The 22128-nt window shown below is 61.1% G+C and carries 16 protein-coding genes and 2 pseudogenes; 2 read left to right on the top strand and 16 right to left on the bottom strand.

From position 1 onward, the window contains the following. Positions 1 to 20: 20 nt before the first annotated feature. The 12 genes from NTD85_RS21595 to arcD (NTD85_RS21540) form a co-directional block, all read right to left on the bottom strand. Positions 21 to 509, bottom strand: a complete 489-nt coding sequence (locus tag NTD85_RS21595) for an RDD family protein (RefSeq protein ID WP_098965267.1) — start codon at positions 507 to 509, stop codon at positions 21 to 23. A gap of 97 nt (positions 510 to 606) precedes the next feature. Continuing rightward, positions 607 to 819 (bottom strand): cold-shock protein, encoded by a 213-nt coding sequence (locus NTD85_RS21590; protein ID WP_003237709.1) that lies wholly within the window; start codon positions 817 to 819, stop codon positions 607 to 609. Positions 820 to 1224: 405 nt separating this feature from the next. Next, positions 1225 to 2349: a glycine cleavage system aminomethyltransferase GcvT gene (gene gcvT, locus NTD85_RS21585; protein WP_262143167.1), complete on the bottom strand. Its 1125-nt coding sequence runs from the start codon at positions 2347 to 2349 to the stop codon at positions 1225 to 1227. A 135-nt stretch (positions 2350 to 2484) separates the two neighbouring features. Further along, positions 2485 to 3861: an L-serine ammonia-lyase gene (locus NTD85_RS21580; RefSeq protein ID WP_003227491.1), complete on the bottom strand. Its 1377-nt coding sequence runs from the start codon at positions 3859 to 3861 to the stop codon at positions 2485 to 2487. 207 nt (positions 3862 to 4068) lie between these two features. Beyond that, entirely contained in the window at positions 4069 to 6921 is a 2853-nt protein-coding gene (gene gcvP / locus NTD85_RS21575) for an aminomethyl-transferring glycine dehydrogenase (protein ID WP_410017544.1), read from the bottom strand. An 11-nt stretch (positions 6922 to 6932) separates the two neighbouring features. Next, positions 6933 to 7316: a glycine cleavage system protein GcvH gene (gene gcvH / locus NTD85_RS21570; protein WP_262143166.1), complete on the bottom strand. Its 384-nt coding sequence runs from the start codon at positions 7314 to 7316 to the stop codon at positions 6933 to 6935. A 438-nt stretch (positions 7317 to 7754) separates the two neighbouring features. Next, complete coding sequence (locus NTD85_RS21565) at positions 7755 to 9263, bottom strand: sigma-54-dependent transcriptional regulator (protein WP_262143165.1); 1509 nt, start codon at positions 9261 to 9263, stop codon at positions 7755 to 7757. A 211-nt stretch (positions 9264 to 9474) separates the two neighbouring features. Next, positions 9475 to 9837, bottom strand: coding sequence for a DUF5064 family protein (locus tag NTD85_RS21560; RefSeq protein WP_262143164.1), 363 nt, complete (start codon positions 9835 to 9837; stop codon positions 9475 to 9477). Positions 9838 to 9899: 62 nt separating this feature from the next. Next, positions 9900 to 10829 (bottom strand): carbamate kinase, encoded by a 930-nt coding sequence (gene arcC / locus NTD85_RS21555; RefSeq protein WP_041068605.1) that lies wholly within the window; start codon positions 10827 to 10829, stop codon positions 9900 to 9902. Positions 10830 to 11012: 183 nt separating this feature from the next. Next, positions 11013 to 12023, bottom strand: coding sequence for an ornithine carbamoyltransferase (locus NTD85_RS21550; protein ID WP_262143163.1), 1011 nt, complete (start codon positions 12021 to 12023; stop codon positions 11013 to 11015). A gap of 69 nt (positions 12024 to 12092) precedes the next feature. Beyond that, positions 12093 to 13349: an arginine deiminase gene (gene arcA, locus NTD85_RS21545; RefSeq protein ID WP_262143162.1), complete on the bottom strand. Its 1257-nt coding sequence runs from the start codon at positions 13347 to 13349 to the stop codon at positions 12093 to 12095. Between the two features lie 35 nt (positions 13350 to 13384). Continuing rightward, entirely contained in the window at positions 13385 to 14812 is a 1428-nt protein-coding gene (gene arcD, locus NTD85_RS21540; protein ID WP_262143161.1) for an arginine-ornithine antiporter, read from the bottom strand. Positions 14813 to 15235: 423 nt separating this feature from the next. Here arcD (NTD85_RS21540) and arcD (NTD85_RS21535) point away from each other — a divergent pair, with 423 nt between their 5' ends. Further along, entirely contained in the window at positions 15236 to 16663 is a 1428-nt protein-coding gene (gene arcD / locus NTD85_RS21535; protein ID WP_103486275.1) for an arginine-ornithine antiporter, read from the top strand. After that, positions 16660 to 17523 (top strand): DNA-3-methyladenine glycosylase family protein, encoded by an 864-nt coding sequence (locus tag NTD85_RS21530; RefSeq protein ID WP_262143160.1) that lies wholly within the window; start codon positions 16660 to 16662, stop codon positions 17521 to 17523. The genes arcD (NTD85_RS21535) and NTD85_RS21530 overlap by 4 nt, the downstream gene beginning before the upstream one ends. A 111-nt stretch (positions 17524 to 17634) precedes the next feature. Here the strand turns inward: NTD85_RS21530 and NTD85_RS21525 are convergent, their stop codons facing one another. The 4 genes and pseudogenes from NTD85_RS21525 to NTD85_RS21515 form a co-directional block, all read right to left on the bottom strand. Continuing rightward, a complete protein-coding gene (locus NTD85_RS21525) occupies positions 17635 to 18981 on the bottom strand; it encodes a CoA transferase (protein WP_262143159.1) in 1347 nt (448 codons plus the stop codon). 191 nt (positions 18982 to 19172) lie between these two features. Further along, positions 19173 to 19700: pseudogene (locus tag NTD85_RS27805) on the bottom strand (methyl-accepting chemotaxis protein); the annotation flags it as partial. Between the two features lie 378 nt (positions 19701 to 20078). Beyond that, positions 20079 to 21038 (bottom strand): annotated as a pseudogene (locus NTD85_RS27800) (cache domain-containing protein); the annotation flags it as partial. 640 nt (positions 21039 to 21678) lie between these two features. Then, positions 21679 to 22071, bottom strand: a complete 393-nt coding sequence (locus NTD85_RS21515; RefSeq protein WP_226499541.1) for a YbaN family protein — start codon at positions 22069 to 22071, stop codon at positions 21679 to 21681. Positions 22072 to 22128: the final 57 nt, after the last annotated feature.

Below are 22128 nucleotides of genomic sequence, written 5' to 3'. Positions count from 1 at the left end.
TGGTATCTGGCGTCTGGAATTTATTTGCTCTTCTTCGGAATCCGCACCACGCGGGTATCGGAATAGATGTCGTGCCAAGTGCGCTTCTGCTTGTCGTACAGCGACCAGAAGAATCCAAGCCCTGCGCACAGCCACGAAGCGATCGACACCATAAACCGCAGCAGCGCCTGCCACAGGCTGATCGCGCTGCCATCGGCGTTCTGCACACGTATGCCCCACACCTGCATGCCCAGTGTCTGTCCGCCGTGAGTCCAGAACTTGGCGAAGAACGCAAACAGTACCAACAGCAGCACCGTGGAATACAGCGGATCGCCATCCATTTTCCCGGCGTCGGTCAGTACGCGCAGGCGTTCTTCACCGATGATCGCTGCCTGGATCAACTTGTAAACGAAGCCGGTAACGATCAGCAGGGCGGTGCACAGCAGGAAGTCATAGAACATGGCTGCCAAGCGGCGGCCGAGGCCAACAGCAGGAAAGTCGCCCTGGGGAGTGAGCAGGTTTTTCGACATGGCAGCCTCTGGACGCAAAATGAAGCGCCATTTTACGGATTCGCGCGCACAAAAAAGCCCCTGATATCAATATCAGGGGCTTTTTCGTTACAGAAGATCAGCCTTCTGCTTGTACTTCATCAGCCTGCATGCCTTTCTGGCCTTGCACAGCAACGAAGGTCACTTTCTGGCCTTCTTTCAGGCTCTTGAAGCCGTTGCCCTGAATGGCGCGGAAATGCACGAACAGATCCGGACCGCTTTCTGGAGTGATAAAACCAAAACCTTTCTCGTCGTTAAACCACTTGACGGTACCGCTCTGACGTGTCGACATTTCTTATATCCTTTGACGCATAAATTGATGACAGTCTCTTTCTCATGAAAGAGTACTGGGGCTGGTTGCAGGAGAGTAAGAAGACGTCGAGCGGGATGTAGCTAACTTTGTAGGCTACTGCCCAGGTCACGATTCCAAGCTGACCCATGCAAACACAGTGAACAAACTCTACGCCAACTACGGGAGAAAAAACAAGCCCCGCGAAGGCCCCGGTTTACCTGCCCCTGCAGGCAGTTAATCAATCCACTAGTGCAGGCTTAGACGATTAGCTTGTTCAATTGTTTTCGAACGTTATAAGCAAAGTTCATATTCGAATCGGATGTTAGAAAATGCACTTTTTTGTGGCGATTGCGTTACACATTAGTGCACGCATAACGCAATCGCGTTACTTATAGAAACAGTCAATCAACCACGATAGTAGCGTTGTGGAACAAATGGCATTTTGCTTACAAGCATTTGCACCTTTTTCCCACGAACGATGGCCCAGACGGGTGTGTCGAGAGTGACATAAGCGCTGTCGAGGTAACCCATCGCCAACGGGCCACCCAGGGTCGGACCGAAGCCGCCGCTGCACACACCGCCGATGATTTCGCCAGCTTCGTTGACGATTTCTGCGCCCTCACGCACTGGGGTACGTTCCTGCGGCAGCAGGCCGACGCGTTTGCGCGCAACGCCGTTCTGCTGTTGGGCAAATACCTGCTCCGCACCCGGGAAACCACCGGCGCGTGCGCCATCGGCACGGCGTGGCTTGGAGATCGCCCACCACAGGCTGGCTTCGATCGGGGTGGTGTCGGTATTCATGTCGTGGCCGTACAGGCACAGGCCGGCTTCCAGGCGCAGCGAGTCGCGGGCGCCGAGGCCGATGGCCTGGACTTCCGGTTCAGCCAGCAGGGCGCGGGCGAGTTTTTCCGCATCGGCGGCGGGCACCGAGATTTCGAAACCGTCTTCACCGGTGTAACCCGAGCGGCTGACGAAGCAATCCACGCCCAGCAATTGCACGCGGTTGAACTGCATGAAAGTCATCTTCGCCACCTCTGGCGCAAGACGCGCCAGCACGGTGACCGCCGCCGGACCTTGCAGGGCGAGCAGGGCGCGGGCTTCGAACAGCTCCGTAATGGTGCACTGGTCGCCGATGTGTTGTTGCAAATGCGCGAGATCCTGATCCTTGCACGCGGCGTTGACCACCAGGAACAGCTCGTCGTTGCCCAGATTGGCGACCATCAGATCATCGAGAATGCCGCCGCTCTCATTGGTGAACATCGCATAGCGCTGCATGCCCACCGGCAGGTCGATGATGTCCACCGGTACCAGGCTTTCCAGGGCCTTGGCGGCATTGGCGCCGGTCAGGCGGATCTGGCCCATGTGCGAGACATCGAACAGCCCGGCCTGCTCGCGGGTGTGCTGGTGTTCTTTCATCACGCCCAGCGGGTATTGCACCGGCATGTCGTAGCCGGCGAACGGCACCATGCGGGCGCCGAGTTCGAGGTGCAGAGCGTGCAGCGGGGTTTTCGACAGTTGTTCGGTGGACATGCGTGGCTCCTTGAAAGTTTGAGTTTGGGGGCATGGGGCTAGATTTAGATCAAGATCAAAAGCCCCTCACCCCAGCCCTCTCCCGGAGGGAGAGGGGGCTAAGTGCGGTCCTCTACCACAGGGAGAGGACATAAATCAGCATTCGATGATGTTGACTGCCAGACCGCCGCGGGCGGTCTCTTTGTATTTGCTTTTCATGTCGGCGCCGGTCTGGCGCATGGTGCGGATGACTTTGTCGAGCGAGACGAAGTGTTGTCCGTCGCCGCGCATGGCCATGCGCACCGCGTTGATCGCTTTCACCGAGCCCATGGCGTTGCGCTCGATGCACGGCACCTGCACCAGCCCGCCAATCGGGTCGCAGGTCAGGCCGAGGTTGTGTTCCATGCCGATTTCCGCGGCGTTTTCGACTTGCTGCACGCTGCCGCCGAGTACTTCGCACAACGCGCCGGCCGCCATCGAGCAGGCCACGCCGACCTCGCCCTGACAGCCGACTTCGGCGCCGGAGATCGAGGCGTTTTCCTTGTACAGAATGCCGATGGCGGCGGCGGTCAGCAGAAAGCGCACCACGCCGTCATCGTTCGCCCCCGGGATAAACCGCATGTAGTAATGCAGCACCGCCGGAATAATCCCCGCCGCACCGTTGGTGGGTGCGGTGACTACGCGGCCACCGTTGGCGTTTTCTTCGTTGACGGCGAGGGCGTACAGGTTGACCCAGTCGAGCACGGACAGCGGATCGCGCAGCGCCGATTCCGGGTTTTTGCACAGTTGCCGGTGCAATGCCGCCGCCCGGCGTTTGACCTTCAGCCCGCCCGGCAGAATGCCTTCGTTGCGACAGCCAGCGGCGACGCAGTCCTGCATCACTTGCCAGATTTTCAGCAGACCGGCGCGTGTCTCGGCTTCCGGGCGCCAGGCGCTTTCGTTGGTCAGCATCACCTGGCTGATCGACAGCCCGTAGGTGGCGCAATGACCGAGCAAATCCTTGGCACTTTTGAACGGGAAGGTCAGCGGCGTGGCGTCTTCTACGATGCGGTCGGCCCCGGCCGCGTCTTCATCGACCACAAAACCACCGCCCACCGAGTAGTACTCGCGGCTGCGGATCTGAATACCGGCCGCATCGAAGGCACGAAAGATCATGCCGTTGGGGTGATAGGCCAGCGGCTTGCGAATCATCGCCAGGTGTTCTTTCTCGTTGAACGTGATGCTGTGTTCGCCGAGCAGATTCAGCCTGCCATTGCCGCGAATTTCCTGCAGACGCGCGGCGACGGTTTCGGTATCGACGGTGTCCGGGTGTTCGCCCTCAAGGCCAAGCAGCACGGCTTTGTCGCTGCCGTGACCCTTGCCGGTGGCGCCAAGCGAACCGTACAGCTCGACTTTGACGGAGGTCGTTGCCGACAACAGGTCGTCGCGGCGCAGGCCTTCGGCGAAGCGCGCAGCGGCGCGCATCGGGCCGACGGTGTGGGAGCTGGAAGGGCCGATGCCAATCTTGAACAGGTCGAACACGCTTAACGACATGAGTGGTTCTCCGGTTTCTTGTTATAGGAATTGGCGCAAGCTCGAGGCTGGACACAAATCCCCTGTGGGAGCGGGCTCGCTCGCGAATGCGGTGTGTCAGGCAACATTGATGGCGATTGATACGCAGCATTCGCGAGCAAGCCCGCTCCCACCTTGGGATCTATGGCTTTGCTGAAATCGGGGCAGGTAAACCTGCCCCGCATCCCTTTAAGCGTAGCTTTCGATCGACGGGCAGGCGCAGACCAGGTTGCGGTCGCCGAACACGTTGTCGACGCGGCCGACCGGCGGCCAGTATTTGCCTTCGACCAACGACGCCACCGGATACACCGCTTGCTCGCGGCTGTACGGATGGGTCCACTCGCCGACCAGCTCCGCTGCGGTGTGCGGAGCGTTTTTCAGCGGGTTGTCGTCCTTGTCCAGCGTGCCGTTTTCCACCGCGCGGATTTCTTCGCGGATGCGGATCATGGCGTCGCAGAAGCGGTCCAGTTCTTCCTTGGATTCGCTTTCGGTCGGCTCGATCATCAGCGTGCCGGCCACCGGGAACGACATGGTCGGCGCATGGAAACCGAAGTCGATCAGGCGCTTGGCAACGTCATCGACGCTGATGCCGCTGCTGTCTTTCAGTGGGCGCAGGTCGAGGATGCATTCGTGCGCCACCAGACCGTTGCTGCCGGTGTACAGCACTGGGTAGTGCTCTTCGAGGCGACGGGAAATGTAGTTGGCATTGAGGATCGCCAGTTGCGAAGCACGCTTCAGACCGGCGCCGCCCATCATGCGAATGTACATCCAGGTGATCGGCAGAATGCTCGCGCTGCCGAACGGCGCTGCACAGACCGCGCCTTCCTTGCGTGCCATCTGGCCGTGACCCGGCAGGAACGGCGTGAGGTGCGACTTGACGCCAATCGGGCCGACGCCCGGGCCGCCACCGCCGTGCGGGATGCAGAAAGTCTTGTGCAGGTTCAGGTGCGAGACATCGCCGCCGAACTTGCCCGGCGCGCAGAGGCCGACCATCGCGTTCATGTTGGCGCCGTCGATGTACACCTGGCCGCCGTTGTCGTGAATGATTCCGCAGATTTCGCGGATACCTTCCTCGAACACGCCGTGGGTCGACGGGTAGGTGATCATCAGCGCCGCGAGGTGTTCGCGGTGCTCGATGGCTTTGGCGCGCAGGTCTTCGATGTCGACGTTGCCACGGGCATCGCACGCGGTCACCACCACGCGCATGCCAGCCATGTTGGCGGTGGCCGGGTTGGTACCGTGGGCCGACGACGGGATCAGGCAGATGTCGCGGCGCTCGTCGCCACGGCTCTGGTGGTAAGCGCGAATCGCCAAGAGGCCTGCGTATTCACCCTGCGAACCGGCGTTCGGTTGCAGCGAGATCGCGTCGTAACCGGTGGCGGCGCAGAGCATCGCTTCCAGTTCGTCGGTCAATTGCTGATAACCGGCGCTCTGTGCGGCTGGGGCGAACGGGTGCAGGGCACCGAATTCGGCCCAGGTCACCGGGATCATTTCGCTGGCGGCGTTGAGTTTCATGGTGCACGAGCCCAGCGGGATCATGGTGCGATCCAGTGCCAGGTCCTTGTCCGCCAGTTTGCGCAGGTAGCGCATCAGCTCGGTTTCCGAGTGATAACGGTTGAACACCGGGTGGCTGAGGATCGGCGACTGACGCACCAGCGCCGCCGGAATGGTGCTTTGCACCGAAGCGGCCAGTGCAGCAAAGTCCGGCAGGGCCTTGCCGTCGGCGAACAGGCTCCACAGTGTTTCGATGTCAGCCTGGGTGGTGGTTTCGTCCACCGACAGGCCCAGACGCTCGGCATCGATGACTCGCAGGTTGATCTGCGCGGCGTGTGCCTTGTCGTGCAGGGCGGCGGTGTGTGCACCGGTGGCGAGGGTCAGGGTGTCGAAGAAGCTTGTCTGCTCGACTTTCGCGCCCAGTGCGCTCAGGCCCTTGGCCAGAATCGCGGTCAGGTGATGCACGCGGTTGGCGATCTGGGTCAGACCTTTCGGGCCGTGGTACACGGCGTACATGCTGGCGATGTTGGCCAGCAGCACCTGCGCGGTGCAGATGTTCGAGGTGGCCTTCTCGCGGCGGATGTGTTGCTCGCGGGTCTGCATCGCCAGACGCAGCGCCGGCTTGCCGAAACGGTCAACCGACACGCCGACCAGACGGCCCGGCATGTCGCGCTTGAACGCATCCTTGGTGGAGAAGTAAGCCGCGTGCGGGCCACCGAAGCCCAGCGGCACGCCGAAGCGTTGCGCGGAACCGATGGCGACGTCGGCGCCGAACTCGCCCGGAGCGGTCAGCAGCGTCAGGGCCAGCAGATCGGCAGCCACGGCCACCAGCGCGTTGGCGGCGTGGAAGCGCTCGGTCAGTTCGCGGTAGTCGAATACATCACCGTTGCTCGCCGGGTATTGCAGCAGCGCGCCGAAGAACGGCGTGACGTCGCTCAGTTCACGCTCATCGCCGACCACCACGTCGATGCCCAGCGGCTCGGCACGGGTGCGCAGCACGTCGAGGGTTTGTGGGTGGCTGTGGATCGAGGCGAAGAACTGATGGCTGCCCTTGTTCTTGCTCAGGCGTTTGCAGAAGGTCATGGCTTCGGCAGCGGCGGTGGCTTCGTCGAGCAAGGAAGCGTTGGCGATCGGCAGGCCGGTGAGGTCGCTGATCAGGGTCTGGAAGTTCAGCAGCGCTTCGAGACGGCCCTGGGAAATTTCCGGCTGGTACGGGGTGTAAGCGGTGTACCAGGCCGGATTCTCCAACAGGTTGCGCAGGATCGGCGACGGCGTGTGGCAGTTGTAGTAGCCCTGGCCGATGTAGGTCTTGAACAGTTGGTTTTTGCCGGCGATGGATTTGATCATCGCCAGTGCATCGGCCTCGCTCAGGCCGTCGTCCAGGCCGAGCACGCTGGTGCCCTTGATGCTTTCCGGGATGACGCTGGCGCTCAGCGCTTCGAGCGAGTCGAAGCCGAGGCTGTTGAGCATGGCTTGCTCGTCACCGGCGCGCGGGCCGATGTGACGGGCGATGAATTCGTTGGCAGTGCCGAGGTTTACTTGGGTCATGTCGTTACTCCTCAGGCTTCGGCTTGGGCTTTGATCAGACGGTCGTAGGCGTCTTGATCGAGCAGTTTCCCTACAGCCGAGGCATCGCTTGGCTGGAAGCGGAAGAACCAGCCTTCGCCCAGCGGATCTTCGTTGACCAGTTCCGGGCTGCCGTCCAGTGCCGGGTTCACTTCCACAACTTCACCGTCGAGGGGCATGTACACGCCGCTGGCGGCTTTCACCGATTCCACGGTGGCGGCTTCGGCGCCTTTTTCGTAAGCCTGCAGCTCAGGCAGTTGCACGAACACCACGTCGCCCAGGGCGTTCTGCGCGAAAGCGGTGATGCCGACAGTAACGCTGCCGTCAGCTTCGGTGCGCAGCCATTCGTGATCTTCAGTAAAACGCAACTCGCTCATGGAAACTCCTAAGGGGGCCAGACTCGTCTGGTGGACGCGGTGGAAGGCTCGGGCAGGAAAGCCCTGATTTTATGAACGGTTACTTAGCAAGAACGCGGCCATCTTGGATTTATCTATATAAATCAGATGGTTATATGTTTTTAGAGGTGATCGGAATCGAATGGCTGTAGCGAAATCGCTACAGCTTGGAGCGGGGAAAAAAGCTGAAGCGGATCAAAGCCTTGCACGGCGGCGATTGGAAGAGGGTGTAGTGATATCGTTCCGCTGTAGCGCTTTCAGTACAGATGGAGGTCGTTTTTAACGCAGGAAATATAAATCCTGAACTGGAAACCCGCACTGTAGGAGCTGCCGAAGGCTGCGATCTTTTGATTCTGTTTTTCAAGATCAAGATCAAAAGATCGCAGCCTGCGGCAGCTCCTACAGGGGATTTGTGGTGGTTCAGGGTTTGTTGGGAATGCCGTATTTGCGCAGTCGATGGGCAATCGCCGTGTGCGAGGTTTGCAGGCGGCTGGCCAGTTGGCGGGTCGAGGGGTAGCTGACGTAGAGCTTTTCCAGCAGCGATTTTTCGAAGGATTCGACGGCTTGTTCAAGGCTGTCGACGTCGCTGTCGGTCTGCCGCGCCACCGAGGTACCGGCGATGTCGAGGTCGCCGATGTCGACCAGACTGCTTTCGCAGATCGCGGCGGCGCGGAAGATCACGTTCTGCAACTGCCGCACGTTGCCCGGCCAGCGGTTGCCGAGCAGCGCCGGATAGGTGCCGGGGGCGAGGCGGCAGACCGGGCGCTGAATCTGCGCGCAGGCCTGCTGCATGAAATAGCGCGCCAGCAGCAGGATGTCCTGACCGCGTTCACGCAGCGGCGGCACTTCGACGTTGAGCACGTTGAGGCGATAGAACAGGTCTTCGCGGAACAGGCCTTCGCTGACCATTTTTTCCAGGTTGCGGTGCGTGGCGCTGAGGATCCGCACGTTGACCTTCACCTCGCGATCACCGCCCACTCGACGGAAGCTACCGTCGTTCAAAAAGCGCAGCAGCTTGGCCTGCAAGTACGGCGACATCTCGCCGATCTCGTCGAGAAACACCGTGCCCTGGTTGGCCAGTTCCATCAGCCCCGGTTTGCCGCCACGTTGCGCGCCGGTAAAGGCGCCGGGGGCGTAGCCGAACAGTTCGCTCTCGGCGAGGTTTTCCGGCAGCGCCGCGCAGTTCAGGGCGAGGAACGGCGCACTGTGTCGTGCACTGATGGCGTGGCAGGCGCGGGCCACCAGTTCTTTACCGGTGCCGGTTTCGCCCTGGATCAACAGCGGTGCGTCGAGGGCTGCGACTCTTTGCGCGCGCGCCTTGAGGGTGCGGATCGCCGGGGATTCGCCGAGCAGTGCATCGAAGCCTTCGGCATGGTCATGGTGCAACGCCGAGAGCTGTTCGCCGATGCGGTTCGGCTGATACAGGGTCAGCAGCGCGCCGGCGTCGGTGATCGGTGTGGCGTCGAGCAGCAGGGTCTGGCCGTTGACGGTGATCTCGCGCAACGGCAGGCGGAAGCCTTGTTCGAGCAGGGTTTCCAGCAGACCGGGATCGTTGAACAGTTCCGAGACACTTTCCCCCGCTGGTTCACGCCCATACAGCGCGATCAGTGCCGGGTTGGCCAGCAGCACCTTGCCGGCGCTATCGAGGGCAAGTACCGGATCGGTCATCGCCGCGAGCAGCGCATCGAGCTGCAGGTGCCGACGCTGGCCGGGGAGGATGTCGACCACCGTCACCGCTTCTACACCGCGCACGCGAAACAACGCATCTTTCAATTCTTCGAGCACTTGCGGGCTCAAGGTCGGGGCGTCGATGTAGACGTTGGGCGGGATCATCTCCACCGCATCCAGATTGAGATTGCGTCCACCGAGGATAGCCAGGACTTCCTGGGTGATGCCGACGCGGTCGATGAAGCTGACGTGGATACGCATGGGGCGGTTCAGTGTTCTGGAGTGCGGAGGGTGGCAAGTATGCCTTGGGGCGGGGCAATGGTGAAATCTGCAACGATTGTCAGCGCTACACAGATACCTTGTGGGAGCGGGCTTGCTCGCGAAGGCGCCAGGTCAGACTGCATAAGTGGTGACTGACCCGGCGCCTTCGCGAGCAAGCCCGCTCCCACAGGGGAAATGTGCTGTGTTCGGGTTATTCGAGGTGTTCCGGTTTGACCGGATCCCCGGACTTCATATTCAGCTGCGCCCGTACATCTTCAAACATCAGATCGTAATGCTTGTGCTGCGAGCCGATGCTGCTGTGGGTCTTGGGAATGCCGTATTTCTCGACAATCCTGGTCACGTCCCTGGCGAAGTTGTAGGCCTGGTCCTTGGGCAGGAAGAAGGTCTCCTTCATGTCCTTGCCCTGGATGTTGCCGTGCAGGGTGAACTGCATCCCTTTGCCTTCGTTGGGATCGGTGAACACTTGGTAGTCGAGGCACAGGTCGTAACTGACATCGTCCTTGTTCAACGCGTGCCGCTCGATGTGCAAATGACCCGGTTCGAATATGGCCATGGGTTTCTCCTTTCAAGGCATGGGAGAAGGGCAGACCCTGGGCCTGCCCTCGGAGTTTCTAGTTATCGATAGCTGATGCCCGGCTTCGCCGTGCTGACGCGCGTACCAGCGGTGCCCTGGACGATCGCTTCGATGTCCGCGAGCGAACCGATGACCGCGACCTTGCCAGTATGGCGCGCGAATTCGCAGGCTGCCTGCACCTTCGGCCCCATGGAGCCGGCGGCGAAACCCAAGCGTTCCAGTTCGTCCGGGTGCGCTTCGGCGATGGCTTTCTGTGTCGGCTTGCCGTAGTCGATGAACGCCGCGTTGACGTCGGTGGCGATGACCAGCAAGTCGGCTTCCAGTTGCTCGGCGAGCAGCGACGAGCACAGGTCCTTGTCGATCACCGCCTCGATGCCCTTGAGGTTGCGGTGCTCGTCGTACATGGTCGGAATCCCGCCGCCGCCAGCGCAGATGACGATGCTGCCCTTGTCCAGCAGCCACTTGATCGGACGGATCTCGAAGATGCGTTTCGGCCGTGGACTGGCCACCACTCGACGGAATTTGTCGCCGTCGGCGGCAATCGCCCAGCCTTTCTCGGCGGCGAGTTTTTCCGCTTCGGCTTTCTCGTAGACCGGGCCGATCGGCTTGCTCGGGTTCTGGAAGGCCGGGTCCTTGGCGTCGACTTCAACCTGGGTCAGCAGGGTGGCGAACGGCACTTCGAAGTCCAGCAGGTTGCCCAGTTCCTGTTCGATGATGTAGCCGATCATGCCTTCGGTTTCGGCACCGAGCACGTCCAGCGGGTAGGGGGTGACGGAGGTGTAGGCCGCCGCTTGCAGCGACAGCAGGCCGACTTGCGGGCCATTACCGTGGGCGATGACCAGTTGGTTGCCGGGATGGATCTTGGCGATTTGCTCGGTGGCGATGCGGATGTTGGCGCGCTGGTTGTCAGCGGTCATCGGCTCGCCACGACGGAGCAGGGCGTTACCGCCCAGAGCTACGACGATACGCATGGTGCATGTCCTTCTAATCAGAGGAGAGGCAAACGACTCGGTCGTAATGCCAGAACCGCGGGCCTTTGTGGGAGGGGGCTTGCTCCCGAAGGCGGTGTGTCAGGCTCCTTTGATGTCGCCTGACACGGCCTCTTCGCGAGCAAGCCCGCTCCCACATTTGGATCCGGTTCCTTCAGTGAGTTTTTACAGATCAGCCAGGGTCGAGACCAGGATCGCCTTGATCGTGTGCATGCGGTTTTCCGCTTGCTCGAAGGCGATGCAGGCTGGCGACTCGAACACGTCGTCGGTCACTTCGATGCCGTTAGCCAGGTGCGGGTACTGCTCGGCGATCTGTTTGCCGACTTTGGTATCGCTGTTGTGGAACGCCGGCAGGCAATGCATGAACTTGGTGCGTGGGTTGCCGGTGGCTTTCATCAGCTCTTTGTTGACCTGGTACGGCAGCAGTTGCTGGATACGCTCGGCCCATGCCTCGACCGGTTCGCCCATCGACACCCAGACGTCGGTGTGGATGAAGTCGACGCCTTTGACCGCGGCTTTCGGGTCTTCGGTCAGGGTGATGCGCGCGCCGGATTCTTCCGCGTATTTCTTGCAGCGATCGACCAGATCGTCATGCGGCCACAGGGCTTTCGGCGCGCAGATGCGCACGTCCATGCCGAGCTTGGCGCCGACCAGCAGCAACGAGTTGCCCATGTTGTTGCGCGCATCGCCGAGGTAGGCGTAGCTGATTTCGTGGATGGGCTTGTCGGCGTGTTCACGCATGGTCAGCACGTCGGCGATCATTTGTGTTGGGTGATATTCATCGGTCAGGCCGTTGAACACCGGCACCCCGGCGAACTTCGACAGCTCTTCGACGATTTCCTGTTTGAAGCCACGGTATTCGATGGCGTCGTACATGCGACCCAGCACGCGGGCCGTGTCTTTCATGCTTTCCTTGTGACCGATCTGCGAGGAATTCGGGTCGATGTAGGTGACGTTGGCGCCCTGGTCGTAGGCCGCCACTTCGAATGCGCAACGGGTGCGGGTCGAGGTTTTTTCGAAGATCAGGGCGATGTTGTTGCCCTTCAGGTGTTGCTGCTCGGTGCCGGTGTATTTCGCGCGTTTCAGATCGCGGGACAGGTCGAGCAGGTAACGCAGCTCACGTGGGGTGTGGTGTTCCAGGCTGAGCAGGTTACGGTTGTGGATGTTAAAAGCCATGATGGATCTCCTTCGGTGTCGGTTATCCCCCTGGCCGCGCTTTGTAAGTCGCGGCCAGGGCTCAGAGGTTTAGTAATCGATTGGGTCACGCACGATCGGGCAGGTCATGCAGTGGCCGCCGCCACGGCCACGGCCGAGTTCGCCGGCGCTGATGGTGATGACCTCCACGCCTGCCTTGCGCAGCAGGGTGTTGGTGTAGGTGTTGCGGTCGTAGCCGATGACCACGCCCGGTTCCACGGCCACCACGTTGTTGCCGTCGTCCCATTGCTCGCGTTCGGCGGCGAAGCTGTTGCCGCCGGTTTCCACCACGCGCAGCTTCGGCAGGTTGAGGGCTTTGGCCACGGTGTCGAGGAAGTTGGTTTCTTCGCGGCGAATGTCGATGCCGCCCTGTTTGCTCTCGTCAGGCCGCAGGGTGAACGCGACGATCTGATTCACCACTTCCGGGAAAATCGTCACCAGGTCGCGGTCGCAGAAGCTGAACACGGTGTCCAGGTGCATCGCTGCGCGGGACTTCGGCAGGCCGGCGACGATGACTTTTTCCACCGCTTTGTTCTTGAACAGGTTCAGCGCCAGTTGGCCGATGGCCTGGCGAGAAGAGCGCTCGCCCATGCCGATCAACACCACGCCGTTGCCGATTGGCATCACGTCGCCGCCCTCAAGGGTCGAGCTGCCGTGATCCTTGTCCGGGTCGCCGTACCAGATCTCGAAGTCGGCGTTGGTGAACTGCGGGTGGAATTTGTAGATGGCGGTGGTCAGCAGGGTTTCCTGGCGACGTGCCGGCCAGTACATCGGGTTCAGCGTCACGCCACCGTAGATCCAGCAGGTGGTGTCGCGGGTGAACTGGGTGTTCGGCAGCGGCGGCAGGATGAAGCTGGAGTGGCCGAGGAAGTCGCGGAACATCTGGATGGTCTTGCCACCGAAGCTGTCCGGCAGATCCTCGGCGGACACGCCACCGATCAGGAATTCGGCAATGTGTCGTGGCTCAAGGCTTTTCAGCCAGGACTTCACTTCGCTGATCAGGCCCAGGCCTACCGAGTCGGCGGTGACCTTGCGATCGAGGATCCAGTCCAGCGCTTCGGGGTTGGCGACGATATCGGTCAGCAGGTTGTGCATTTCCAGCACGTCGATCCCGCGTTCACGCATCTTGGTCACGAAGTCGAAGTGGTCGCGCTTGGCCTGGGCGACCCACAGCACGTCGTCGAACAGCAGTTCATCGCAGTTGTTCGGGGTCAGGCGCTGGTGGGCCAGACCTGGGGAGCAAACCATGACTTTGCGCAGTTTGCCGGCTTCGGAATGGACGCCGTACTTAACTTTTTCCGTGGTCATTGCAGTGATCCTCCAGATTACAAATCAGTCAGGTGTTACAGGGTCAGGAAGCCGTCGTAGAGGCCGTAGGCTGCCACCAGGGCACCAATGACCACCGCGGCGAAAATCAGCTTCTCGACATTGGTGAAAACAGCTTGTTTGAGTTCGAGCTTGGCCTTGGCGAACAGAATTGCGCCGGGTGCGTAGAGCAGGGCCGAGAGCAGCAGATACTTGACCCCGCCGGCATACAGCAGCCACACCGCGTAGATCAGCGCGATGCCGCCGATGATCAGATCCTTGCGCCGCTCGGCTGCGAAGCCTTCGTAGGTTTCGCCGCGCACTGCCAGCAGCAGGGCATAGGCCGCCGACCACAGGTACGGCACCAGAATCATCGAGGTGGCGAGGTAGATCAGCGACAGGTAAGTGCTGGCCGAAAACAGGGTGATGATCAGGAAAATCTGCACCATCGCGTTGGTCAGCCACAGGGCGTTGACCGGTACGTGGTTGGCGTTCTCGCGGCGCAAAAACTCCGGCATGGTGTGGTCTTTGGCGGCGGCGAACATGATCTCTGCACACAGCAGCACCCACGACAGCAGCGCGCCCAGCAGCGAGATGATCAGGCCGACACTGATCAGCACCGCGCCCCAGTGACCGACCACGTGCTCAAGCACGGCGGCCATCGACGGGTTCTGCAGTTTGGCCAGTTCCGGCTGGGTCATGATGCCCAGCGACAGCACGTTGACCAGCACCAGGAACAGCAGCACGGTGATGAAACCGATGACGGTGGCCTTGCCGACGTCCGAGCGTTTTTCCGCCCGCGCCGAGAAGATGCTTGCGCCTTCGATGCCGATGAACACCCACACGGTGACCAGCATCATGTTGCGCACCTGGTTCATCACGCTGCCCAGATCCGGGTTTTTCACACCCCAGATGTCGGCGGTGAAGATGTCCAGTTTGAAGGCGAAGATCGCGATCAGGACGAACAGCAGCAGTGGCACGACCTTGGCGACCGTGGTCACCAGGTTGATGAACGCCGCCTCCTTGATCCCGCGCAGCACCAGAAAGTGCACGGCCCACAGCAGCACTGAAGCGCCGATGACCGCAGCCACCGTGTTGCCTTCACCAAATATCGGGAAAAAGTAGCCGAGGGTGCTGAACAGCAGAACGAAGTAACCGACGTTGCCCAGCCAGGCACTGATCCAGTAACCCCAGGCGGACGAGAAACCCATGTAGTCGCCGAATCCGGCCTTGGCGTAGGCGTAGACACCGCCGTCCAGGTCAGGCTTGCGATTGGCGAGGGTTTGAAAGACAAAAGCGAGGGTGAGCATGCCGACAGCGGTGATGGCCCAACCAATCAGTACCGCGCCGACGTCGGCGCTGGCGGCCATGTTTTGTGGCAAGGAGAATATCCCGCCACCGATCATTGAACCGACTACCAAGGCAACCAGTGCACCTAGTCGTAGTTTTCCGGGAGCTTCAGACATTGCATGACTCCATTGCAGGAGAGAAGAGTTCACAGCGTAGATCTGTTGTCTGTTCAATCAGCTGACATAGATCAGTGCATGGCCACATTCCATTGTTAATGAATGACTTATGAAACAACTGGAGGCATAACGCTATCGCCTGGAAAGCCCGTCCTAGAGGCTTTTGCCTGATGTGGTTGGGAATTGCTCTTATTACTTTCGAATTAACACGCTAGTTCTTTTTCAGCTTTTGGCAAATTTTCGCCATCTGTTTTCAGTACAGAATTGATTTATTAGGATTCGCGCACAAAACTGTCTTAGCGTGCTAGGCGTTAGCGTCAGTCGCTATATATAAATGGGTATTTCTCGGTATTACCTGATAAACGTCGTGTGGTATTAGGCGTTTAGTTAATAGTTGTTACAAATGAATTAAGGGAGACAAGAATGTCGCAACCGACGCAAAAGCTGCGACTGGGTGCGTTGATCGCCCTGGTGGTGGGTTCGATGATTGGTGGCGGGATTTTTTCCTTGCCGCAGAACATGGCCGCCCGCGCCGATGCCGGAGCGATCCTGATCGGCTGGGGCATCACCGCTATCGGCATGCTGACCCTGGCGTTCGTGTTCCAGACCCTGGCCAACCGTAAGCCCGAGCTGGATTCCGGGGTCTATGCCTACGCCAAGGCCGGGTTTGGCGATTACATGGGGTTTTCGTCGGCGTGGGGTTACTGGATCAGCGCCTGGCTGGGCAACGTCGGCTATTTCGTGTTGCTGTTCAGCACCCTCGGTTACTTCTTTCCGGTATTCGGCCAAGGCAATACGCCGGTTGCCATCGGCTGTGCGTCGGTGCTGTTGTGGGCCGTGCATTTTCTGGTGATGCGCGGGATCAAGGAGGCGGCGTTCATCAATCAGGTGACCACGGTCGCCAAGATCGTGCCGCTGATCATGTTCATCGTCATCGCGGCGGTGGCGTTCAAGGCCGATATCTTCACCCGCGACATCTGGGGCCGCAGCAACCCGAGCTTTGGCGGGGTGATGGATCAGGTGCGCAACATGATGCTGGTGACGGTGTTCGTGTTCATCGGCATCGAGGGCGCCAGCGTCTATTCGGCGCGGGCGGAGAAACGCACCGATGTCGGGCGCGCCACGGTGATCGGTTTCCTCGGGGTGCTGGCGCTGCTGGTATTGGTCAACGTGCTGTCGCTGGGGATCATGAGCCAGCCCGAATTGGCCAGGTTGCAAAACCCGTCGCTGGCGGCGGTGCTGGAACACATCGTCGGGCCGTGGGGCGCGCTGCTGATCAGCCTCGGTCTGGCGGTGTCGCTGCTCGGCGCATTGCTGTCATGGGCGCTGCTGTGCGCCGAAATCCTGTTCGCCACGGCCCGGGACAAGACCATGCCGGCGTTCCTGAAAAAGGAAAACGCCAACCATGTGCCGGTCAATGCGTTGTGGCTGACCAACGTGATGATTCAGCTATTCCTGCTGATCACACTGTTTTCCGCCGGCACCTACACCAGTCTGATCTACCTCGCTTCGTCGATGATTCTGGTGCCGTACCTGTGGTCGGCGGCGTATGCGGTGTTGCTCAGCGGGCGCGGCGAAACCTATGAACATGCCTCGGCCGAACGCACCAAGGACTTGCTGATTGGCGGCATCGCCCTGTGCTACGCGGTGTGGCTGTTGTATGCCGGCGGGGTGAAATACCTGCTGCTGTCGGCGCTGCTGTATGCACCGGGGGTGGTGCTGTTTGCCAAGGCCAAGCATGAGCAGGGCGAGCCGCTGTTCACTCATGTCGAGAAGGGCATTTTTACTTGTGTGGTGATTGGCGCGGGGCTGGCGGCCTATGGCTTGTACAGCGGATTGTTAGCGTTGTGAGGTTGAGGCTTGCGTATCAGCCGCCGTATGACTGGGAGGCTATGCTCGGTTTTCTTGCAGCGCGGGCGGTGGTCGGGATGGAGACCGTGGTTGATGGTGTGTATTCGCGCAGCATCGGTTTGAACCGTGTGCATGGCTCGGTTTCGGTTTGGCCTGGCACGGGCGATGCGCTGGAGGTCGAACTGGATTTTCCTGATCCGGCGCTGCTGCCGCAGATTGTTGCAAGGTTGCGCCGGCTGTTTGATCTGGACGCAGATCTGGCAGTGATGCAAGGGCATCTGGCGAAAGATCCATTGCTGGCACGATTGATCGCCAACCGCCCGGGGCTGCGGGTACCGGGGGCGTGGGACGGTCTGGAGCTGGCGTTTCGCGCGGTGCTCGGCCAGCAGATTACCGTGGTGGCTGCGATTCGCTTGGCGGGCAAACTTGTGGCGCAATATGGTGCGCCATTACGCTCGGCGCTGCCGGGTGTGAGTCATGTTTTCCCTCAGGCGAGTGTGTTGGCGACAGCAGATCTGGCGGCGCTGGGCATGCCGAAAAGTCGCGGGCGAACGTTGTCGGGCGTGGCGCAAGCGCTGCTCGATGATCCGCTGTTGTTCGCGCCGGGACGCGAGGACGGGGTGACGCGGCTGTTGGCGTTGCACGGGATTGGCGAGTGGACAGCGCAGTACATCGCACTGCGGCAGTTGCGCGATATGGATGGCTTTCCTCATGGCGATGTCGGGTTGCTGCGGGCGCTGGAAGTGCTGGAAGGTGTGCGGCCGACAGCGCGGGAATTGGCTGATCGTGCTGAAGTCTGGCGACCCTGTCGGGGGTATGCGGCGCAGGTGTTGTGGACGTCTTTGAGTCGGGCGGATTGAGCCTGAATCAGTGTTGTCGGTGCAGCCGTCTTCGCGAGCAAGCCCGCTCCCACAGGGGAACGCATTTCACCTGTGGGAGCGGGCTTGCTCGCGAAGGGGCCGGAATGGTCATCACCATTGCGGGCGATGTGAACCCAGTTCGGTGGCCGGCAAGGCCCACTGCAACGGCGTCCCGCTGATCTTCAGCGGTGCCAGCAAGCGGTGCGCCGGCCCCCACGGTGTCTGTTCCAGCGACAGGCTTTGATCCTGCTCATCTTCGGCGCGTAACGGATCGCTCGACCCCGGCCCCTGTTCGATCAACAGTTTGGCCGTACGCGCCAGCGAGAGGCGCGCAGAGCCACCCTGACCGGTCCTGAAACGTTCGGTCAAAAGTCGGATCGCACTCGCCGCCATCAAATACCCGGTGCCGTGATCCAGCGCCTGCACCGGCAACGGCGTCGGTTTGTCAGCCTGTTTCCAGCGCTGCCCGGCTTCGGCGATGCCGCTGCTCATCTGCACCAGGCTGTCGAAGCCGCGGCGGTTGTGCCACGGGCCGCTCCAGCCATAGGCGTTGAGGCTGACGTCGATCAGCCCCGGCGCCAGTTGTCGGCGGCGTTCGGCGCCGAAGCCGAGATGTTCCAGGGCATCGGCGCGGTAGCCGTGCAGGAGGATGTCGGCGTCCTTCAACAGGTTTTCGAACAATGCACGATCGGCCGGTTGCTGCAGATCCAGGCGCGCACAACGTTTGCCCAGGGTCATGTCGGGAATGACGCCCGGCTCGTTCCAGCTCGGCGGATCGATGCGCAGCACATTGGCACCGAGGCCGGCGAGAAAACGGCTCGCGGTGGGGCCAGCGAGCACGCGGGTCAGGTCCAGCACTTTGAGCCCGGCCAATGGCTGCGCGATTGAGCCTGCCCAGGGTTGCGCGATCTGTTGGTGATCGGCACTGAAGTGCACCAGCGGCTCGGCATTTACTGCCAGTCCCTGCGGGTGTTGCTGCCACCGCGCCCAACTGCGCATTTCGGCGGCGCAGCCCTTGGCGTCGACTATCGCTTGCTCCAGATCGGCGCCGCTCCATTGCGCGACTTTTGCCGCCATCGCTGCACGATCGGCGCAGGCACCGAGCACGCTTTCGGCTGCGGCGCGGTGATGCGGGGCGTTGGTGTGCAGGCGGATCCAGCCGTCGCGGGTCGCGTAGTCGCCGGCGATCGGGTCCCACAGCGGCGGTAAATCCCAGCCCATGGGGCGGATGGAAGAAGCGAACCAGAACGAGGCCAGACGCCGGTCTACTTCCACGGCGGGAAAGTGCCCGGTCTGTTGCCGGAGCAGTTCGCTGACGGCCTGACCGGCAGCGGCGATGCTCGCGCAGGCCAGATCGGTGACGGCGAACGCCGAGGGCAGGGCGCCACGGTCAGTGTACGGAATCGGCGTGTGGGGCAAGCCGAGTGCGGCTTGAATGGACGTGAGTAAATCAGTCATCGAAGGCCCTCCGGGAGAGAGGGCGATGATAGTGCAAAAAAATGTCGGGGCAGATGAAAACGCCAGCGGGTGAATACTTACCCTGTGGGAGCGAGCTTGCTCGCGAAGAGGTCATCACATTCAGCATCATCATTGAATGGTAGACCGCATTCGCGAGCAAGCTCGCTCCCACAGGGCTCAACGGTGTGGCGTTAAACGCGGAACTGATCCATCAATTTCATCTGTTGACTGGCCAGCGCATTCAACTGACTGCTGATCGCCGCCGACTCAGTCGCCTGCTCGGTCAGGGTTTCAGTCACGGTACGAATCGCCGAGACGTTGCGGTTGACCTCTTCGGCCACGGCGCTCTGCTGCTCGGCGGCGCTGGCGATCTGCAGGTTCATGTCGCTGATCACCGTCACCGCATCGCTGATCTTGCCCAGTGCGTCCACCGCCTGCCGGATCTGCCCGGCGTTGTTGTGCGCCTGGGTCTGGCTCGAATGCATGGTCGCGACCACGCCACGGGTGCCGGTCTGGATGCGTTCGATGACGATGCGGATTTCTTCCACCGAATCCTGAGTGCGCTTGGCGAGGTTGCGCACTTCATCGGCCACCACCGCGAAACCACGACCGCTTTCCCCGGCGCGGGCGGCTTCGATGGCGGCGTTGAGCGCCAGCAGGTTGGTCTGTTCGGCGATGCTGCGGATGACTTCCAGCACCGAACCGATCTGCTCGCTGTTGACCGCCAGTGCTTCGACTTCGGTCACCGCTTTGCTGACTTCATCGGCCAGTTGATTGATGTCGCGGGTGCTGCGCTCGATGATCGACATGCCGTCCTTGGCCGACTGATCGGCACCCTTGGCGGCGTTGGCCGCGTTCGACGCGCTGTTGGCGACGTCATGCGCGGTGGCGCTCATTTCGTTGGACGCGGTGGCGACCTGATCGATTTCGCGGAACTGCACCTGCATGCCTTCGCTGGTCTGACGGGCGATTTCCGAGGACTGATCAGCAGTGCCACGCGCTTCGGTGATGCTCTGTTTGATCTGGGCGATGGTCGGTTGCAGCTTGTCGAGGAAGCGGTTGAACCAGTTCACCAGTTCGCCCAGTTCATCCTTCTTGCTGTAGTTAAGGCGCTGGGTCAGGTCGCCTTCACCGCTGGCGATGTTCTTCAGCATTTCAGCAACGCTGTTGATCGGCCGGGTCACGCCCGACGCGGTGAGCCAGATCAGCAGCAGGCCAATCAGACCAGCGACTACCGCCACCAGCAACGCGGTGATCACCCCGGTTTTCTGCGCATCGTCGAGCACCGCTTGCAGCTTGACCGAATCGGCCAGCAGCACCTGTTTCGGCAGGTCGATGACCACGCCCCAGGCCCGCGAGTTACCAATCGGATCGACCGGGTACACGGCGCGAATCAGGTCGCCCTGTTCGAGAATTTTCGGCGTGCCGCTGCTGACCAGTTGCAGGACATCCTTGCCTTCGGCACCGAGCGTTTCGCTGATTTGTTTGCCAACTTTCTTCGCATCGGAACTGTCCGCACCGAGCACGCCGCTGCCGGAGACGATCAGCATGTGCCCGGCGCCGTTGAACAGGTCGCGCTGCGAGTCGAGCGCCGCCGCTTGCAGGGCGTCGAGGGCGATGTCGACGCCGACCACGCCGATGGCCTTGCCGTCGACGATCAACGGCACGGAAATGGTGGTCATCAACATTTCCTTGTTGCCCACGGTGTCGGCATACGGGTCGAGCAGGCAGGTGCGCTTGTTATCGCGAGGGCAGGTGTACCAACTGTTGTACGGCGTGCCGCTGACGCTGAGGGTGGTCTTGGTCATGTCTTCTTCGACCATGATCGTGTTCAGCGCCGAGCCGGCGGCGCGGCTCCAGTAGGTCGCAAAACGCCCGGCTTCGTTGGACTGGCGCGCCGCATCGTTGACGAATTCGCTGTCCTTGCCATCGAGGCCGTTGGGTTCGAAGGCGAGCCAGATGCCGAGCACCTTGTCGTTGCGCTCGAACGCAGTTTTCAGGCTCTGATTCAACTCTTCACGCAGGGCCCCGGCCTCCAGCGAACGCTTGGCGGCCATCACGCGCATGTCCTTGATCTGGTCGGCCAGGGCGGTGATCACCGTCAGGCTTTCGCCAAAGGTCTTCTGCACTCGCACCGCCTGCTCGGCCGCCTTGGCCTGCAACAGGTTCTGCACACTCGCGGTGAGCATCTTGCTGCTGGAGTCGCTGACCACTTCGTCGTTCTGGTTGGTCTGGTAAATGTTTATGCCGACGATCAGCGCGACCACACCGAGCAGGCACAGGCCGGAGAGCAGGACGATTTTCAGGCGAATGGAGAGAGAGTCGAACATGGGGCGATCTCGTGAATGAATGAGCAGGTGGCCACGGGATGAACTACCCGGTTCGCCAAATCCATTCAGCGCCATGCATTGCTCATCGGCGCGCAGCGAGGGCGCATGAGGCGCTTGCCGACGAACGGTCAGCGCTAAACGTTTGCGCAGGGGATTGTGCTGAAAAGGCGATTAATTACAGGGAAGTTTCAGCCTGATGAACGCCGGAGTGCTTGTGTTGTGATGAGGCTGTTGTGGCGAGGGAGCTTGCTCCCGCTGGAGTGCGCAGCGCTCCCCAGCATGCTTACCGACTCACCGCATGCGGAGGTGTTGCGACGGCTTCGCCGCCGAGCGGGAGCAAGCTCCCTCGCCACAGGGGATCTGTGAGTCAGGAAGAGGGGAGGGCTTCCGGGCGTGACCAGATCCACAGATTGCCCAGACTCATCCCGGCAATCGCCAGATACACCGGCCAGCCGTGATCGAGCATCACCAGCATCAGCGTCGCGCACAGCAGCATGCTGACGGTGGCGCTGACCTTGGCCTTGCGCGCGATGATCTTGCCGTTGCGCCAGTTGCTCAGGATCGGCCCGAACAGCCGATGGTTTTCCAGCCATGCACTCAGGCGCGGCGAGCTGCGAGTCGCGGCCCAGGCGGCGAGCAGGATGAACTCGGTGGTCGGCAGGCCAGGCACGACGATGGCGATCAGGCCAATGCCGAGGCTGACGTAGGCCAGCAGGCCGAACAGCAGGCGGGCGAGTTTTGACGAGGCGGGTTGCGGCATGGGCTCGGGATTGCTGTGAGGCGAAACGGGGGATTCTACAGGCTAGCGCTGTTCCCA

Origin of the sequence: Pseudomonas sp. 13B_3.2_Bac1 (assembly GCF_025466205.1) — a bacterium.
Taxonomy (GTDB): domain Bacteria; phylum Pseudomonadota; class Gammaproteobacteria; order Pseudomonadales; family Pseudomonadaceae; genus Aquipseudomonas; species Aquipseudomonas fluorescens_H.
This window is presented reverse-complemented; position numbering and strand designations above follow the sequence as displayed.

What these genes read in the sequence shown, in the direction of transcription:
- NTD85_RS21565 (WP_262143165.1), bottom strand. Translation starts at nt 9,263, where the DNA reads ATGCGTATCCACGTCAGCTTCATCGACCGCGTCGGCATCACCCAGGAA.
- gcvH (WP_262143166.1), bottom strand. Translation starts at nt 7,316, where the DNA reads ATGAGCGAGTTGCGTTTTACTGAAGATCACGAATGGCTGCGCACCGAA.
- NTD85_RS21580 (WP_003227491.1), bottom strand. Translation starts at nt 3,861, where the DNA reads ATGTCGTTAAGCGTGTTCGACCTGTTCAAGATTGGCATCGGCCCTTCC.
- gcvP (WP_410017544.1), bottom strand. Translation starts at nt 6,921, where the DNA reads ATGACCCAAGTAAACCTCGGCACTGCCAACGAATTCATCGCCCGTCAC.
- NTD85_RS21590 (WP_003237709.1), bottom strand. Translation starts at nt 819, where the DNA reads ATGTCGACACGTCAGAGCGGTACCGTCAAGTGGTTTAACGACGAGAAA.
- NTD85_RS21515 (WP_226499541.1), bottom strand. Translation starts at nt 22,071, where the DNA reads ATGCCGCAACCCGCCTCGTCAAAACTCGCCCGCCTGCTGTTCGGCCTG.
- NTD85_RS21525 (WP_262143159.1), bottom strand. Translation starts at nt 18,981, where the DNA reads ATGACTGATTTACTCACGTCCATTCAAGCCGCACTCGGCTTGCCCCAC.
- arcD (WP_262143161.1), bottom strand. Translation starts at nt 14,812, where the DNA reads ATGTCTGAAGCTCCCGGAAAACTACGACTAGGTGCACTGGTTGCCTTG.
- arcD (WP_103486275.1), top strand. Translation starts at nt 15,236, where the DNA reads ATGTCGCAACCGACGCAAAAGCTGCGACTGGGTGCGTTGATCGCCCTG.
- arcC (WP_041068605.1), bottom strand. Translation starts at nt 10,829, where the DNA reads ATGCGTATCGTCGTAGCTCTGGGCGGTAACGCCCTGCTCCGTCGTGGC.
- gcvT (WP_262143167.1), bottom strand. Translation starts at nt 2,349, where the DNA reads ATGTCCACCGAACAACTGTCGAAAACCCCGCTGCACGCTCTGCACCTC.
- NTD85_RS21560 (WP_262143164.1), bottom strand. Translation starts at nt 9,837, where the DNA reads ATGGCCATATTCGAACCGGGTCATTTGCACATCGAGCGGCACGCGTTG.
- NTD85_RS21550 (WP_262143163.1), bottom strand. Translation starts at nt 12,023, where the DNA reads ATGGCTTTTAACATCCACAACCGTAACCTGCTCAGCCTGGAACACCAC.
- arcA (WP_262143162.1), bottom strand. Translation starts at nt 13,349, where the DNA reads ATGACCACGGAAAAAGTTAAGTACGGCGTCCATTCCGAAGCCGGCAAA.
- NTD85_RS21595 (WP_098965267.1), bottom strand. Translation starts at nt 509, where the DNA reads ATGTCGAAAAACCTGCTCACTCCCCAGGGCGACTTTCCTGCTGTTGGC.